We start from the raw sequence: 14,743 nt of genomic DNA, 5'->3' as shown, positions 1-14,743 counted from the left end.
ATCCACCGGCGGCCTCCCAACCGCCGGAGGGGGTCGTTGCATCCCAGTTTCATCCCGGAGGGGGCTTTGAAATGAATTTCTCCAGATTCTTTGTCGACCGTCCGGTGTTTGCCGGGGTCCTATCGGTCCTCATAGTGGTCGCCGGTCTGCTCGGCCTGCGCGCACTGCCGATTTCCGAATATCCGGAAGTCGTTCCGCCATCGATCGTCGTGCGTGCCACCTATCCCGGCGCAAACCCGGAGGTTATTGCGCAGACGGTCGCAACGCCGCTCGAAGAACAGATCAACGGCGTCGAGGGCATGCTCTATATGTCCAGCCAGGCGACTTCCGACGGCGTCATGACGCTGACGGTCACCTTCAAGCTCGGCACGGACCCGGACAAGGCACAGCAACTCGTCCAGAACCGCGTTTCGCAGGCCGAACCGCGTCTGCCGGAAGAGGTGAAGACCATCGGCATAACGACGGTCAAAAGCTCTCCCGACCTGATGATGGTCGTGAACCTGATCTCGCCCGACAATCGCTATGACATCACCTATCTGCGCAATTACGGCGTCCTCAACATCAAGGACCGGCTGGCGCGTATCGATGGCGTCGGACAGGTTCAGGTCTTCGGTTCGGGCGACTATTCCATGCGCGTCTGGATCGACCCGCAGAAGGCTGCCGAGCATGGCCTTGCCGCCAGCGACGTCACCAATGCGATCCGCGGCCAGAACGTGCAGGCCGCAGCCGGCACGATCGGCGCTTCGCCGAGCCTGTCAGGTGTAGACCTGCAGCTCAACGTCAATGCGCAGGGCCGCCTGCAGACGCCCGAGGAGTTCGGCAACATCATCGTCAAGACCGGCGCCAATGGCGAGATCACCCGTCTTCGCGACGTTGCCCGCATCGAGCTCGGCGCTGCCGATTATTCGCTGCGCTCGATCCTCGATGGCAAGCCGGCAGTCGCTATCCCGGTCTTCCAGTCTCCGGGTTCCAATGCCATTACCATCTCGGACGAAGTTCAAAAGACGATGGAAGAGCTGAAGACCGCGATGCCTGACGGCGTCAGCTACGAGATCGTCTATGACACGACGAAGTTCGTCCGGTCGTCGATCGAGAAGGTCGTCGACACGCTGCTCGAAGCCATTGCGCTCGTCGTCATCGTCGTCATTCTGTTCCTGCAGACATGGCGCGCCTCGATCATCCCGCTGATTGCCGTTCCGGTTTCGATCATCGGCACGTTTGCGGTGATGTATGTCTTCGGCTTCTCCATCAACGCGCTCAGCCTCTTCGGCCTCGTCTTGGCGATCGGCATCGTGGTGGACGACGCGATCGTCGTGGTCGAAAACGTCGAACGAAACATCGAGAACGGGCTCAGTCCGCGTGCCGCAACCTACAAGGCAATGAAGGAAGTCTCCGGCCCGATCATCGCGATCGCACTTGTGCTCGTCGCCGTCTTCGTGCCGCTCGCCTTCATCAGCGGGCTGTCGGGACAGTTCTATCGCCAGTTTGCGCTGACGATCGCGATTTCGACCGTCATCTCGGCCTTCAACTCGCTGACATTGTCACCGGCACTCGCGTCCCTCTTGCTGCAGGACCATCACGCCAAGCGTGATTGGCTGACACGCGGGATGGATGCCGTCTTCGGCTGGTTCTTCCGGGGCTTCAACAAGGCCTTCGGTGCCGGTTCCCGGGGCTATGGAAAGGGCGTCGGCGGCCTCGTGTCGCGCAAGAGCATCGTCATGCTGGTGTATCTGGCGCTCGCCGGCGCGACCTACGGTCTGTTCAATGCCGTACCGGGCGGCTTCGTGCCGGCTCAGGACAAGCAATATCTGATCGGCTTTGCCCAGCTGCCGGATGCTGCGAGCCTCGACCGCACCGAAGACGTCATCAAGCGGATGAGCGACATTGCCATGGCCGAACCCGGCGTCGCGCATGCCATCGCCTTCCCGGGCCTGTCGATCAACGGCTTCACCAACTCCTCGAACGCCGGCATCGTCTTCGTGACGCTGAAGGATTTCGAGGAACGCAAGTCGCCGGCGCTCTCAGGCGGTGCGATCGCCATGTCCCTGAACCAGAAGTTCGGGGCGATCCAGGATGCCTTCATTGCGATGTTCCCGCCGCCGCCGGTCAATGGTCTCGGCACGACGGGCGGCTTCAAGATGCAGCTCGAAGACCGGGCCGGTCTCGGCTATCAGGTGCTCGACGAGGCCAACAAGGCGATGATCGCCAAGGCCTACCAGACGCCTGAACTGACGGGCATATTCTCTGCCTATCAGATCAATGTTCCGCAGCTCTATGCCGATCTCGACCGTGAGAAGGCGGAACAGCTGGGTGTCCCTGTGACCGACGTTTTCGAGACACTGCAGATCTATCTCGGTTCGCTCTATGTCAACGACTTCAACGCCTTCGGCCGCACCTACAGCGTGCGCGTCCAGGCCGATGCCAAGTTCCGTGCCCAGCCCGAGGACATTGGCAAGCTGAAGGTTCGTTCCGCATCGGGCCAAATGATCCCGCTGTCTGCGCTCCTGAAGGTGAACGCGACAACCGGGCCGGAGCGGACCAACCGTTATAACGGTTTCCTCTCCGCCGATATCAACGGCGGTCCAGCTCCGGGCTTTTCCTCAGGCCAGGCTCAGGCGGCGATCGAGAAGATCGCCGACGAGACGCTGCCCAAGGGCATCGCCTTCGAATGGACGGACCTGACCTATCAGCAGATCCTGGCGGGCAATTCCGGCGTGATCGTCTTCCCGCTGGCGCTGCTGCTCGTCTTCCTCGTGCTCGCTGCACAGTATGAGAGCCTTGCCCTGCCGATCGCGATCATCATGATCGTGCCGATGGGCGTGTTGGCGGCACTGACAGGCGTCTGGCTGACCGGTGGAGACAACAACATCTTCACGCAGATCGGGCTGGTGGTCCTTGTCGGCCTCTCGGCGAAGAACGCGATCCTGATCGTGGAATTCGCTCGCGAGCTGGAATTCGAAGGCCGCACGCCAGTACAGGCGGCAATCGAAGCAAGCCGCCTGCGCCTGCGTCCGATCTTGATGACCTCGATGGCGTTCATCATGGGCGTCGTGCCGTTGGTCGTTTCAACCGGTGCAGGTGCCGAGATGCGCGCCGCCATGGGTGTGGCCGTGTTCTCCGGCATGATCGGCGTGACGTTCTTCGGCATCTTCATGACGCCAGTGTTTTACGTGCTGGTTCGCAAGCTGACAGGCAACCGTCCGCTGGTGCAGCACAAGGAGCACGAGCACGAGCAGGAAGAGAACGAAGCGAAAGTCATACGGCTCGCTGCCGAATAGCCCCCACTGCGCGGCGAGACGTGGAAAGGCGGAGCAGTGCTCCGCCTTTCCTGTTTTCATGGGCTGACCATGCGGCTACGTCTCGAAGGACAGAGCCGGGCGAGGGCAGGCGCGCGGTGAATGGTTGATGGAGGCCGCCACTGCATATTGTCATTATTGGCGCAGCGGGAATGATCGGGCGCAAGCTGACCACGCGGCTCGTCGCCGACGGGCGGCTCGCAGGTCAGGCCGTCACTCGCTTTCCCTTGTCGACGTCGTCACACCGGTCGCCCGGGAAGGCTTCACTGGGCGTGTCGCGGCGAGCGCTGCCGATATTTCTGCTAAAGGACAGACCGCACGGATCGTCGCCGCCTCAAGGCCCGATGTCGTGTCTCATCTTGCCGCGATCGTGTCCGGCGGGGCTGAGCGAGGGGCCATCGCGGAGGCGATGCTGCTGCTCGAAGCGGGCGGTGGTTCACCGCAGGCATTGCGCCGCGTGGTCCGCGGTGGCTTCGCGGAAAGCCGCATCCTGGACATTCACGGTCAGCGGATGGTCGACCGCGATTTCGCAACTGCCGGTCCTTCGAGGCTGCAGCCCAAGGATCTGCCCAACATCACTGCGACTGCGGAAAGCCTCTCGCTAACGCTGCCGCTGACGCAGGCCGTTCGCGCCGAGTTTGCGGAGTTCGTCGAACATGGCGGCGGCGAAACCGATCACAGCGGTTTGCTGCTGCAACTCGAAGAAACGAAACACCGTTCCTCGAAAGGCTGAATTGCCTAGTGCACAGGATCTCTGTCAAAATCGACGCTGCGTTCGACCTACAATGATTGATGGATTTTTAGGGTGTTCTAATTAATCTCTCGCCAAAAGGTTGGTTCGGCACGTACAAAGGACTTCCGTGGTGTCGGCATGACACCACACTGTTACTTGAAGCTGCATGAGGCTTGGACGGCGTTGGCATCGAGCAGTCCCACACGGTCCGAACGAGAGTTCCAGGACATTTTGCGGCGCCTTGAGCTTGCACTCGATGCGTCACAGATCGGTGTGTGGGAGCACAACCTCGATCAGAATGAGATCGCCTGGGATGTCCAGATGCATCGGCTCTACCAGACCGGGAGAAAGAGTGGTCCGGTCCCGACTGCCATCTGGTCAAACGCAATTCACCCCGACGATCGCGCGCGCGCCGAACAGGAATTCGAGGACGCCATTGCCAGACGCGGGCAATATAATTCGGAGTTTCGGATCGTTTGGCCGGACGGCGAGATAAGATATATCCGATCACGGGCCCATTTCTACGTGAACGACGATGGGTCGCCCTCCTTTGTCGGCGCGGAGTGGGACGTCACGGCAGACGTACTGCTTGCGAACGAGGCGGCTCGCCAACGGGCGGTCGCCGAGGCGCGGGCCTTGGCTTTGGAAGAAAGCAGTGCACGCATCGAGTATGTGGCGGAACACGACTATCTGACAGGTCTTCCCAACCGTCGCCTTTTCGACAAACGCCTGGCCGAATTGGCCGAGGACGCCTCGGTCTCGACGCTTGCAGTTCTCCACCTCGACCTCGACGAGTTCAAGCAGATCAACGACAGTCATGGCCATGCCGCCGGCGACGTCGTGCTGCGTGCCGCGGCCTTGCGGATCGAGGCCGCCATTCCAAAAGCCGCAATGGCGGCACGTATCGGTGGCGACGAATTCGTCATCCTTCTCGTCAATTTCGGAGGGTTGACCGAACTGAATCGTATGGCGCGTGACGTGCAGCGGCGCTTGAAGAAGAAGATTCGCTTCGGCCACGAAATGCTGCAATCGGGAGCTTCGATCGGCATTTCCTGGTCGGCAGATCGCTCTGGCTCCAACCTGCTCGCTGAGTCCGATATCGCGCTCTATCAGGCAAAAACATCGGGGCGCGACCGCGTCGAGTTCTTTTCACAGCAGCTCAAAGACGATCTTATGGGCAAGCGGCGCCTTGCAGAAGAGCTGAAGCTTGCGCTGGAGCAAGGCGATATTATTCCATTTTACCAATTGCAGCTCGATGCCCATACGCGCGAGATCGTCGGCATCGAGGCACTGGCACGCTGGCATCACAGCGAGCGTGGCACTCTCTCACCCGGTATCTTCCTGAAGATCGCCGACGAGTTCGGTTTGTCGTCCGAAATCGACGCTTCGATCCTGAGGCGCGTTCTCGCGGACCGGCTGAGCTGGGGGCAGCATGCAACGGCCTTGCCACGGATCTCGGTCAACATTTCGGGACAGCGCCTCTACGATCCGCAATTGATCGATGATCTGGAGACGCTCGAGATACCGGAAGGTGCCCTGGTTTTCGAACTGGTCGAGACGATTTTCCTGGATGATTGCGACGACGAGCTCCTGCAGACTGTCGATCGCATTAAGCAGATGGGAATCGAGATTGAGATCGATGATTTCGGTTCTGGCCACGCGTCGCTCATCGGCCTTGTCCGGCTGCGCCCGGCACGCCTGAAGATCGACCGGCAACTGGTGAGCGAGGTGGATACGTCCTCCGAGCAGCGCCGCGTCGTCAAGTCGATCGTCGAGATCGGCAAGGCTCTCGGTGTGGACATTATCGCGGAAGGAGTCGAGACCGAAAACCATGCCGTGACGCTCGCCAAGCTCGGCTGCCACACGTTGCAGGGCTTCGCGCTCGGCCATCCGCTGCCGGCATCCGAGATCGATAGCATCTTCGCTTCGAAAAAGGCGACGCAGGCCGCCAACCTTCGTCGTTAGCTTGCCTGGGTAGAGCGCTTACGGCTCGAGTTCGCCGCGGGCTTCCAGATACCAGTCGACGAAAGCCTTCACGCCGACATTCAGCGTCGTCTCCGGCCTGTAGCCGGTCAGAGCCACCAGCAAATCGGGGCTGGCAAAGGTGCGCGGCACGTCACCCTTTTGCATCGGCAGCATCTTGCGCTTTGCCGGCTGGCCGAGTGTCTTTTCGACGGTCTCGACGAAGGTCATCAGGTTCTCGGGCTGACCGCCGCCGATATTGACGACACGGAACGGAGCCTGATGCGAAAGCGTCTCGACACGTTGGTCGGCCACGCGGTTGGCTTCCGACGGAGCAACGGACGAGAGCCGGACAACCGCCTCCACGAGGTCATCGATATAGGTGAAGTCGCGGCTCATCTGGCCTTCGCCGTAGATCTCGATCGGCTGGTCCTCCAGCATGTTCTTCACGAACTTGAAGAGCGCCATATCGGGACGGCCCCAGGGGCCATAGACGGTGAAGAAGCGGAAGGCTGTGGTCGGGATCTTGTGGAGATGGGCATAGCTGTGCGCCATCAGTTCCATCGATTTTTTCGTCGCCGCATAGAAGGTCAGCGGCTCGTCCGCCCGGTCTGTCTCGCGGAAGGGAACAGTCGGGTTGGCACCATAGATCGACGAGGTCGAGGCCAGCATCAGATGGTTGACACCGACATCCTTGGCGATCTCGAGGATGTTCCAGGACCCTTCCAGGTTGGACGTCAGATAGGCCTTCGGGTTTTCGAGGCTGTAGCGCACACCGGCTTGCGCTGCGAGATGCACCATCACATCGGGCGTTGCGCTTTCCACGGCCTCTTCCAGGGCCTTGCGATCTTCCAGCATGGCTGTCACCGAGCGAAAGGCCGGAAACTGTGCCAGCGCCGCGTTGCGCATGTGCTTGAGCTTGATGTTGTAGTAGTGCGTCATGCCATCGAAGCCGACGACTTCGTGGCCATCCTGCAGCAGGCGGCGGGCAAGATGAAAGCCGATGAAGCCCGCAGTGCCGGTGATGAAATAGCGCATCTCTACTGCTTCTCGTTCTTCTTTCCGATAGCGAAATAGGCAAAGCCATGCTTGGTCACTTCGGCGACGGGATAGATATTGCGCAGGTCGACGATCGTCGGGGTTTTCACCAGCGACTTCATCCGCTTGAGATCGAGCGCCCGGAATTCGTCCCATTCGGTGACGATGACGATGGCGTCCGCACCTTCGGCGATCTCGTAGGGGTCGTTGCCGTAGGTGATCGGGCCGATAACCTCTTTTGCCATCTCCATGCCTTCCGGATCGTAGGCCTGAACATTGGCGCCACCGTCCAGCAGCGCCTGGATGATGGTGATCGACGGCGCGTCGCGCATGTCGTCGGTGTTCGGCTTGAAGGTCAGGCCGAGGATCGCAATCTTCTTGCCGCGAACAGTGCCGTCGCAGGCGGCGATGACCTTGCGGCCCATGGCACGCTTGCGGTTGTCGTTGATCGCGACCGTCGTCTCGATGAGGCGAACCGGGCTGTCATAATCCTGCGCGGTCTTGACCAGCGCCAGTGTATCCTTGGGGAAGCACGAGCCGCCGTAGCCGGGGCCGGCATGCAAGAACTTGTCGCCGATGCGCTTGTCCATGCCGATGCCCTTGGCCACTTTCTGCACGTCGGCGCCGATCTGCTCGCAAAGGTCGGCGATCTCGTTGATGAAGGTGATCTTCATCGCCAGGAAGGCGTTGGCCGCGTACTTGATCAGCTCGGAGGTGCGGCGTTCGCAGAAGTAGAGTGGTGCCTCGTTGAGGTAGAGGGGGCGATAGACCTCGCGCATGATTTCCACGGCGCGCGGCTCCTCGGTGCCAAGGACGATGCGATCCGGGCGCTTGAAGTCGCTAATTGCGGCGCCCTCGCGCAGGAATTCCGGATTGGAGACGACGGAAATATCCTTCTCGGGGAATTCCTCGCGGAAGATGCGCTCGATCTCGTCGCCGGTGCCGACGGGAACCGTTGACTTGGTGACGACGACGGTAAATCCGGAGACCGCCGCCGCGATCTCGCGGGTGGCCGCATAGACGTAACTCAGGTCGGCATGGCCATCGCCGCGCCGCGACGGCGTGCCGACAGCGATGAAGACGACCTCAGCCTCCGCAACCGATGCCGCCAGCTCCTTGGAAAAATCCAAGCGACCGGCGCTGCGGTTATGCTCGATGATGTTATCAAGGCCGGGTTCGAAAATCGGAACTTTGCCGGCTTCGAGGGCGTCGATCTTCGCGGCGGACTTGTCGACACAGGTGACATGGTGGCCGAAATCGGCGAGGCAGGCACCGGAGACAAGGCCGACATAGCCCGAGCCAATCATCACAATACGCATGGGTACATTCCCTGGGACAGCAATCGCGGCCCGGCCGATTGGCCGGGGCCGCAATGGTGTTACAGGGCGTCGTTTATAAGTTCAAGACAGAGATGATCAGCTGCGCCCGAACTCGTCGACGATGCGGATGATATCGTCTTCGCCGAGATAGGATCCGGTCTGGACTTCGATCAGTTCAAGCATGATCTTGCCGGGGTTGGCCAAGCGATGGATTTCTCCGAGCGGAATGTAGACGGATTCGTTTTCCCTGAGCATCTGCACGTTTTCGCCGATCGTCACCTCGGCCGTGCCCTTGACGACGATCCAATGCTCGGAGCGGTGATGGTGCTTCTGCAGCGACAGCTTCTTGCCCGGCGTGACGAAGATGCGCTTGACCTGGAAGCGGTCGCCGTTCAGCACCGACGTGTAGCCGCCCCACGGCCGGTAGGAGGTCGGGTGCGTCTCGGTCAGCTGCGATGTCGATGGGGCGGCAGCGAGCATTTTCACGATGCTTCCAACGTCCTGGCTGTCCTGCAACCGGCCGACATAGACGGCGTCCTCGCTGGCGATGACGGCGATGTCGTCCATGCCCTGGACGGCGAGATGCACGCCATGTGTCATGATGAGCGAGTTCTTGGTATTGACGACGGTCGTATTGGCGGCCGCCACATTGCCATGCTCGTCGCGGCTGCCGCTCTTCCAGACGGAATCCCAGCTGCCGAGATCGGACCACTTGAAGGGCGAGGGGACGACGGCGGCGTTGCTCGTCTTTTCCATGATGGCGTAGTCGATCGAGATGTTCGGCGCGGCGGAAAACGCTGACCGATCGAGGCGCGTAAAATCAAGATCTGTCTTGGCGTTTGCGACGGCCTCTCCGGCCGCCTTTATCGTTTCGGGAGCGTGGGTGCGCAATTCATCGAGCAGACACGAAACCGAGAACATGAACATACCGGAGTTCCAATAGAAGCTGCCTGCGGCGAGCATCTCTTCCGCCTTGGCGAGCGGCGGTTTTTCGATGAAGCGTGCCACCACCCTTGCACCGGTCGTCAGCGCTTCTCCGCCTTCGATATAGCCGTAGCCGGTTGCCGGCTCGGTCGGCTGGATGCCGAACGTCACGAGCTTGCCTTCGGCGGCTGTCGCAGCTGCGATGCGGACGCAGTCAAAATAGGTGTCGTCGGCGACGATCTCATAGTCGGAGCCAAGCACATGCATGATTGTGTCTTGGTCAAAGCGTTTGCTCACCAGCGTCGCAGCCGCTGCAACGGCGGCAGCGGTGTTGCGGGCGACCGGTTCGAGCAGAATGGCGGCGAGGCCAATGTCCAGTTCGCGTGCCTGCTCGGCGACGAGAAAGCGAAACTCTTCGTTGGTGAGAACGACAGGAGCCTCGTAGAGCGCCGGATCGGACACGCGCTGCAGTGTCTCCTGGAAAAGTGTCTTGTCGCCGATAAACTGTATGAATTGCTTCGGTGCTGCAGCACGCGACAGCGGCCAGAGGCGCGTGCCCTTACCGCCAGCCATAATCACGGGAACGATCTTCTGTGTCATTTGGAGTGTCCTTGAATATCTCTTTTGCTTCGCCAATCAGTTCGCCTGCGCCCACCAGCGAATCCGCTCCAGACCGGCGTGCAGCAACGCCAGGGCGGCGGCTTCGCTTTCCGCCTCGGCGTAGCAGCGCATTTCGGGGGCATTGCCGGAGGGGCGGAAATGAATCATGCCTCGGTCCTTCAGCGTGACGCGAAGCCCATCGATGTCGCTGACGCCGCCGACCTCGCCGATCGGCTGCAGAAACGCCGCGAGATTGACGGAGCCGGCACGGAGATGCGCCATCAACCGGGCACTGGTCTCAACCGGAAAATTCTCAAGGCGGTCGGCCGCGGCAAACGGCAGATGGTAGGAGGCGGCGATGACCGAAAGCGGCTGCCGTCTGGATGCTGCGAGAGACAGCGTCGCCAGGATCGGCACGAAGCAATCGCGCGTCGGCAGGGCGCGCAGCTTATGGCCGTTGACGTCGAAGTCGCTCGCGGTCAGCACGCCTCCGTTTGCCTCGAAACCGGCGACATGGGTCTGCCCGGCTGCGAGTGCGTCTTGCATGCCTGATATCACAAAGGGAGAGCCGACTCGGGTGCGAATGATGTTGAAGCGACCGGCAGCTTCGATGCCGGAATTCGAAGTCACGGGCGTCACCACCGATGTCGCGCCGAGAAAGTCTGCGGCGATCAGTCCAAGCAGGTCGCCGCGCAGTGGCGTGCCGGTCTCATCTGCCACCAACGGGCGATCGCCATCACCATCCGCAGAAACAACCGCGTCGAGGCCATGCTGCCTTGCGACATCCTTGAGCTTGGCAATCGTCTCTTGCGAAACGGCCTCGGTGTCGACGGGTATGAATGCTTCCGAACGGCCAAACGGCACGACTGTTGCGCCGAAATGCTTCAAGAGGTCCACCAGCAGGTCACGGGCGACCGTGCTGTGTTGGTAGACACCGACTTTGACGCCGTCGAGCGCGCCTGTGGGGAGAATATTGGCATTCCGCTCGCGGAAATCTGCCAGGCATTCGACAGACCGATCCTGTGGTTTGGTGCCGCGGGGCTGAAACGCAAAACCGGCGCGATCGAGTTCTGTGGCCACGGCCGTGATCGTTGCCTCGTCTGCCTTGCCTATCTCACCGTCCGGCCGATAGAACTTTATGCCATTGCGATCGGCTGGAATGTGCGAGCCCGTTACCATCAGGCAAGCGGCCTTTTGCTGCAGGCCATAGAGCGCAAGCGCCGGCGTTGGGACGGTGCCGCAGTCGAGAATGTCGAAGCCGAGGCCGGCCAAAGCATCGGCGCAGTTTGCCGCGATTTCAGGGCTGGAATCCCTGAAGTCCTCGCCGATCAGCAGGGCATCGCCGTGGCGCGCCATTCCACTGTCGAGCAGATAGCGACCGAAGGCGGTGGCATAGAGCGCCGAAGCTCGCCCCTTGAGGTCAACAGACAGGCCGCGAAGCCCACTTGTTCCGAATTTCATCCTGAATAAGCCCCCGGATACGCTTGAATTCACCAGCGATTCGACCGCAATCTACTCAGCGTTCGTAAATAGTGAACCCCGACGAACAATAAAATGTCTGCCAAATCCCGCTTCGAGGCAAGCTGAAAGCGCATCCAAGCGGACGAGGACCGTCCATGAATGAACAGTCGGTTGCGTTGGAGGAAAGCTGGAGAGAGGCTCTCGCCTGCGAATTCGCCAGCCCTTACATGCAGCAACTCAAAGCGTTCCTCGTCGCCGAGAAACAGGAAGGCAAACGGATATTTCCCAAGGGATCCGAGTACTTCCGCGCTCTTGACCTGACGCCACTGGCCGACGTCAAGGTCGTGATCCTGGGGCAGGATCCCTATCATGGGCTCGGCCAGGCGCATGGCCTTTGTTTCAGCGTTCGACCGGGCATTCGAATCCCACCGTCACTCGTCAATATCTACAAGGAAATGCAGAGCGATCTGGGCATTCCGCCGGCTCGGCACGGATTTCTGGAGCACTGGGCGCGGCAGGGAGTGCTTTTGCTAAACAGCGTGCTGACGGTCGAGGAGGCGCAGGCCGCATCACACCAGGGCAAGGGCTGGGAGCGCTTCACCGACGCAGTCATCCGCAAGGTCAATGACGAATGCGATGCCGTCGTGTTCATGCTCTGGGGCGCCTACGCCCAGCGCAAGGCCGCCTTCGTCGACACGTCGCGCCATCTTGTGTTGAAGGCGCCGCATCCATCACCGCTCTCCGCGCACAACGGGTTCTTCGGTTGCGGCCATTTTTCCAAGGCCAACGCGTTTTTGCAGGCGCGCGGTCGGGCACCGATCGACTGGCCGCTGCCCGCCGCCGCAGATGAAATCTAGGCTCTTTTTGAACGATTTCATTTTGTCGTTCACTAGAAAGAGACAATGCGTTCCGGTCGGCGGGACTATTCCAATCGGCCCTTAGCAATCATCTATACCCCATCCGAAGCCCGCGAGGCGGGCAAGAAAGGGGTCTCAAATGCTCGATCAAATCAAGGGCCTGCACCACGTCACATCGATGGCGGAGGATGCCCGCACCAACAACCAATTCTTCACCAACGCGCTCGGCCTGCGCCGCGTCAAGAAGACCGTGAACTTCGACGCGCCTGACGTCTATCACCTCTATTATGGCGACGAAACCGGTGCGCCCGGCACCATCATGACCTACTTCCCGTTCCCGAAGATGGCGCAAGGTCGCCCTGGAACCGGCGAAGTCGGAACCACCGTTTTCTCGGTCCCGCAGGGTTCGATCGGTTTCTGGAGCGATCGCCTGACCAAGCTGAACATCACCGGCCTGAAAACCGAGGAAACGTTCGGCGAAAAGCGCCTGAACTTTGCCGGTCCTGATGGCGACGGTTTTGCGCTTGTCGAAGTCAACGACGACAATCGCCTGCCCTGGACGCACGGCGGCATCAGCGAGGATCACGCGATCCGCGGTTTCCACTCGGTTGCCATGCGGTTGCGCGATGACGGTGCTACGTCCGAACTGCTCAAGTTCATGGGCTACGACGTCCAGGAAGAACGCGATGGCGTGAAACGCTTGACCATTCCTGGTGGCAACGGCGCGCATCTCGTCGATCTTGAAACGATGCCGAACGTTTCGCGCGCTTTGCCCGGTGCAGGTTCCGTTCATCACGTGGCCTTCGCCGTAGAAAACCGAGAGAAGCAGCTCGAAGTACGCAAGGCATTGATGGACACCGGCTATCAGGTTACGCCTGTCATTGACCGTGATTATTTCTGGGCGATTTACTTCCGGACCCCGGGCGGCATCCTGTTCGAGATTGCGACGAACGAGCCCGGATTCAACCGTGACGAGGACACCGCACATCTTGGCGAAGCGTTGAAGCTGCCGCAGCAGCACCAACACCTGCGTGCCCTCATCGAGCAGCACTTGCAGCCGCTTGAAGCCTAAGGGGAAGCATGATGACCGATAACAGCTATGCGCACCGGCTGCAGGCCGGTGCACCCGGAAAGCCCATTCTGTTCGTGCTGCACGGAACGGGCGGCGACGAAAACCAGTTCTTCGATTTCGCGCGGCGCCTATTGCCGGAATCGACGATTGTCTCGCCGCGCGGCGACGTCTCGGAGTTTGGTTCGGCACGCTTCTTCAAACGCACTGGCGAGGGCGTCTACGACATGACGGATCTTGCCCGAGCAACGGAGAAGATGGCCGCCTATGTCGCAACGCTGGCGAAAGAACATGAGGCCACCGATATCCTCGGACTTGGCTTCTCGAACGGAGCAAATATTCTTGCCAACGTATTGATCGATAAGGGACTGTTCGATGCGTCGGTGCTGATGCATCCGCTGATCCCATTTCAGCCGAAGGCGAACACCGCACTGGCTAGGCGCAAGATATTGATCACCGCCGGTGAGCGCGACCCGATCAGCCCTGCGCCCGTCACGAGGGCTTTGGCCGACTACTTCGAAGCCCAGAATGCTCTTGTCACGACCGAGTGGCATGCAGGTGGGCACGATATCCGACAGAACGAAATCGACGCCATTCACAGGTTCTTCGACCCGTATCATTAAGTGGCTCCTGTCGAATGGCCCTTGGCCATCCGACAGCCCCATTCGAATGCGGAGGGTGATACTCCAATAGGCTTATCTGTGGCTGTGATATTCCGGTGGGCGCTGTGACCATCGGATAAGATGGTATATGATCGATTGCGGCTGCCACCATCCAGTCGGTGTCGCCGCACTGTTGCTGGATATGCGTGGTTCCGATCATTCAGGACTATCGTTCATGCGCTCCAAGACCACAGAGAGCACCAAAGCGGAGTTTCGAAATTGAGTGTTGCCTTCGTCAAAGAAGAAAGTGCCGAAGCTGCGTCGGAAACGCTTTTGCCTGACCGTCCAATTTCGCCGCATCCGAACCTTGTTACGGAAGCGGGGTTGAAGGCTTTGGAACTGCAGCTCCAGCAAGCTCGCGAAGCCTACGATGCCGCGAGCACCATAGAGGACGTGAATGAACGACGGCGGCAGGCAGCAAACCCACTACGGGATTTACGCTACTTGGCCGCACGCGTTCGCACGGCGCAGGTTATCCCTGACCCGACTTCATTCGACAACGTCGCCTTTGGAAGCACCGTGACCTTCGGCCGTGACGATGGACGCGTACAGACCTATCGGGTGGTGGGAGAGGACGAAGCTGATCCCAAAGCTGGCTCGATTTCCTTCGTATCCCCGGTGGCAAGGACCCTCATCGGCAAAACGATTGGTGATGTCGTCAGTGTAGGCGGTCAAGAGCTTGAGGTCATCGCCATCTCTTAGGGCGTCCATCTCGGCATCATGCGAACGCGACGGCCGGTTTCGAAGCTTATGACTCTGAAACTCGGGTATGCGAACTGTTCCCAGTCGTACGTGGACGATCTTGGCGCAAAGCAAAAATTG

The 14,743-nt window shown here is 60.2% G+C and carries 11 protein-coding genes; 7 read left to right on the top strand and 4 right to left on the bottom strand.

Annotated features, from left to right (window positions below; all coding sequences use genetic code 11):
* Nucleotides 1–71: 71 nt before the first annotated feature.
* From WGT02_RS17195 to WGT02_RS17185, 3 genes are all read left to right on the top strand, one after another.
* Nucleotides 72–3,278: an efflux RND transporter permease subunit gene (locus WGT02_RS17195; protein WP_208249830.1), complete on the top strand. Its 3,207-nt coding sequence runs from the start codon at nucleotides 72–74 to the stop codon at nucleotides 3,276–3,278.
* 127 nt (nucleotides 3,279–3,405) lie between these two features.
* Nucleotides 3,406–4,029, top strand: coding sequence for an NAD-binding protein (locus tag WGT02_RS17190; protein ID WP_375678597.1), 624 nt, complete (start codon nucleotides 3,406–3,408; stop codon nucleotides 4,027–4,029).
* Between the two features lie 138 nt (nucleotides 4,030–4,167).
* Nucleotides 4,168–5,994 carry a putative bifunctional diguanylate cyclase/phosphodiesterase gene (locus WGT02_RS17185; protein ID WP_375678595.1) on the top strand — a complete coding sequence of 609 codons (1,827 nt, stop codon included), beginning with the start codon at nucleotides 4,168–4,170 and terminating at the stop codon, nucleotides 5,992–5,994.
* A gap of 18 nt (nucleotides 5,995–6,012) precedes the next feature.
* Here the strand turns inward: WGT02_RS17185 and WGT02_RS17180 are convergent, their stop codons facing one another.
* The 4 genes from WGT02_RS17180 to WGT02_RS17165 all read right to left on the bottom strand — a co-directional run bounded on the left by WGT02_RS17180 (nucleotide 6,013) and on the right by WGT02_RS17165 (nucleotide 11,333).
* Nucleotides 6,013–7,029, bottom strand: coding sequence for an NAD-dependent epimerase/dehydratase family protein (locus WGT02_RS17180; protein ID WP_024317303.1), 1,017 nt, complete (start codon nucleotides 7,027–7,029; stop codon nucleotides 6,013–6,015).
* A 2-nt stretch (nucleotides 7,030–7,031) separates the two neighbouring features.
* Complete coding sequence (locus WGT02_RS17175) at nucleotides 7,032–8,348, bottom strand: UDP-glucose/GDP-mannose dehydrogenase family protein (RefSeq protein WP_208249831.1); 1,317 nt, start codon at nucleotides 8,346–8,348, stop codon at nucleotides 7,032–7,034.
* 96 nt (nucleotides 8,349–8,444) lie between these two features.
* On the bottom strand, nucleotides 8,445–9,872 hold the full coding sequence (locus WGT02_RS17170; protein WP_208249833.1) for a mannose-1-phosphate guanylyltransferase/mannose-6-phosphate isomerase: 1,428 nt from the start codon (nucleotides 9,870–9,872) through the stop codon (nucleotides 8,445–8,447).
* Between the two features lie 36 nt (nucleotides 9,873–9,908).
* The gene (locus tag WGT02_RS17165; RefSeq protein WP_024315645.1) at nucleotides 9,909–11,333 is read right to left on the bottom strand and encodes a phosphomannomutase; all 1,425 of its coding nucleotides are present in this window, start codon (nucleotides 11,331–11,333) and stop codon (nucleotides 9,909–9,911) included.
* Between the two features lie 155 nt (nucleotides 11,334–11,488).
* Between WGT02_RS17165 and ung the strand changes: the two genes are divergently transcribed.
* From ung to greA, 4 genes are all read left to right on the top strand, one after another.
* A complete protein-coding gene (gene ung, locus WGT02_RS17160) occupies nucleotides 11,489–12,190 on the top strand; it encodes a uracil-DNA glycosylase (RefSeq protein WP_208249836.1) in 702 nt (233 codons plus the stop codon).
* 139 nt (nucleotides 12,191–12,329) lie between these two features.
* Entirely contained in the window at nucleotides 12,330–13,262 is a 933-nt protein-coding gene (locus WGT02_RS17155; RefSeq protein ID WP_208249839.1) for a VOC family protein, read from the top strand.
* 11 nt (nucleotides 13,263–13,273) lie between these two features.
* Nucleotides 13,274–13,882, top strand: a complete 609-nt coding sequence (locus WGT02_RS17150) for an alpha/beta hydrolase (protein WP_024315648.1) — start codon at nucleotides 13,274–13,276, stop codon at nucleotides 13,880–13,882.
* 258 nt (nucleotides 13,883–14,140) lie between these two features.
* Entirely contained in the window at nucleotides 14,141–14,623 is a 483-nt protein-coding gene (gene greA / locus WGT02_RS17145) for a transcription elongation factor GreA (RefSeq protein ID WP_208249841.1), read from the top strand.
* Nucleotides 14,624–14,743 lie beyond the last annotated feature (120 nt).

Origin of the sequence: Rhizobium sp. T1470 (assembly GCF_042140505.1) — a bacterium.
Lineage (GTDB): Bacteria > Pseudomonadota > Alphaproteobacteria > Rhizobiales > Rhizobiaceae > Rhizobium > Rhizobium favelukesii.
The sequence above is the reverse complement of the archived record's forward strand: the minus strand, read 5'-3'. Positions and strand labels throughout refer to the sequence as shown.

Coding starts and splice junctions, on each gene's coding strand:
- WGT02_RS17195 (WP_208249830.1), top strand. CDS start 72: ATGAATTTCTCCAGATTCTTTGTCGACCGTCCGGTGTTTGCCGGGGTC.
- WGT02_RS17190 (WP_375678597.1), top strand. CDS start 3,406: ATGGAGGCCGCCACTGCATATTGTCATTATTGGCGCAGCGGGAATGAT.
- WGT02_RS17185 (WP_375678595.1), top strand. CDS start 4,168: ATGACACCACACTGTTACTTGAAGCTGCATGAGGCTTGGACGGCGTTG.
- WGT02_RS17180 (WP_024317303.1), bottom strand. CDS start 7,029: ATGCGCTATTTCATCACCGGCACTGCGGGCTTCATCGGCTTTCATCTT.
- WGT02_RS17175 (WP_208249831.1), bottom strand. CDS start 8,348: ATGCGTATTGTGATGATTGGCTCGGGCTATGTCGGCCTTGTCTCCGGT.
- WGT02_RS17170 (WP_208249833.1), bottom strand. CDS start 9,872: ATGACACAGAAGATCGTTCCCGTGATTATGGCTGGCGGTAAGGGCACG.
- WGT02_RS17165 (WP_024315645.1), bottom strand. CDS start 11,333: ATGAAATTCGGAACAAGTGGGCTTCGCGGCCTGTCTGTTGACCTCAAG.
- ung (WP_208249836.1), top strand. CDS start 11,489: ATGAATGAACAGTCGGTTGCGTTGGAGGAAAGCTGGAGAGAGGCTCTC.
- WGT02_RS17155 (WP_208249839.1), top strand. CDS start 12,330: ATGCTCGATCAAATCAAGGGCCTGCACCACGTCACATCGATGGCGGAG.
- WGT02_RS17150 (WP_024315648.1), top strand. CDS start 13,274: ATGACCGATAACAGCTATGCGCACCGGCTGCAGGCCGGTGCACCCGGA.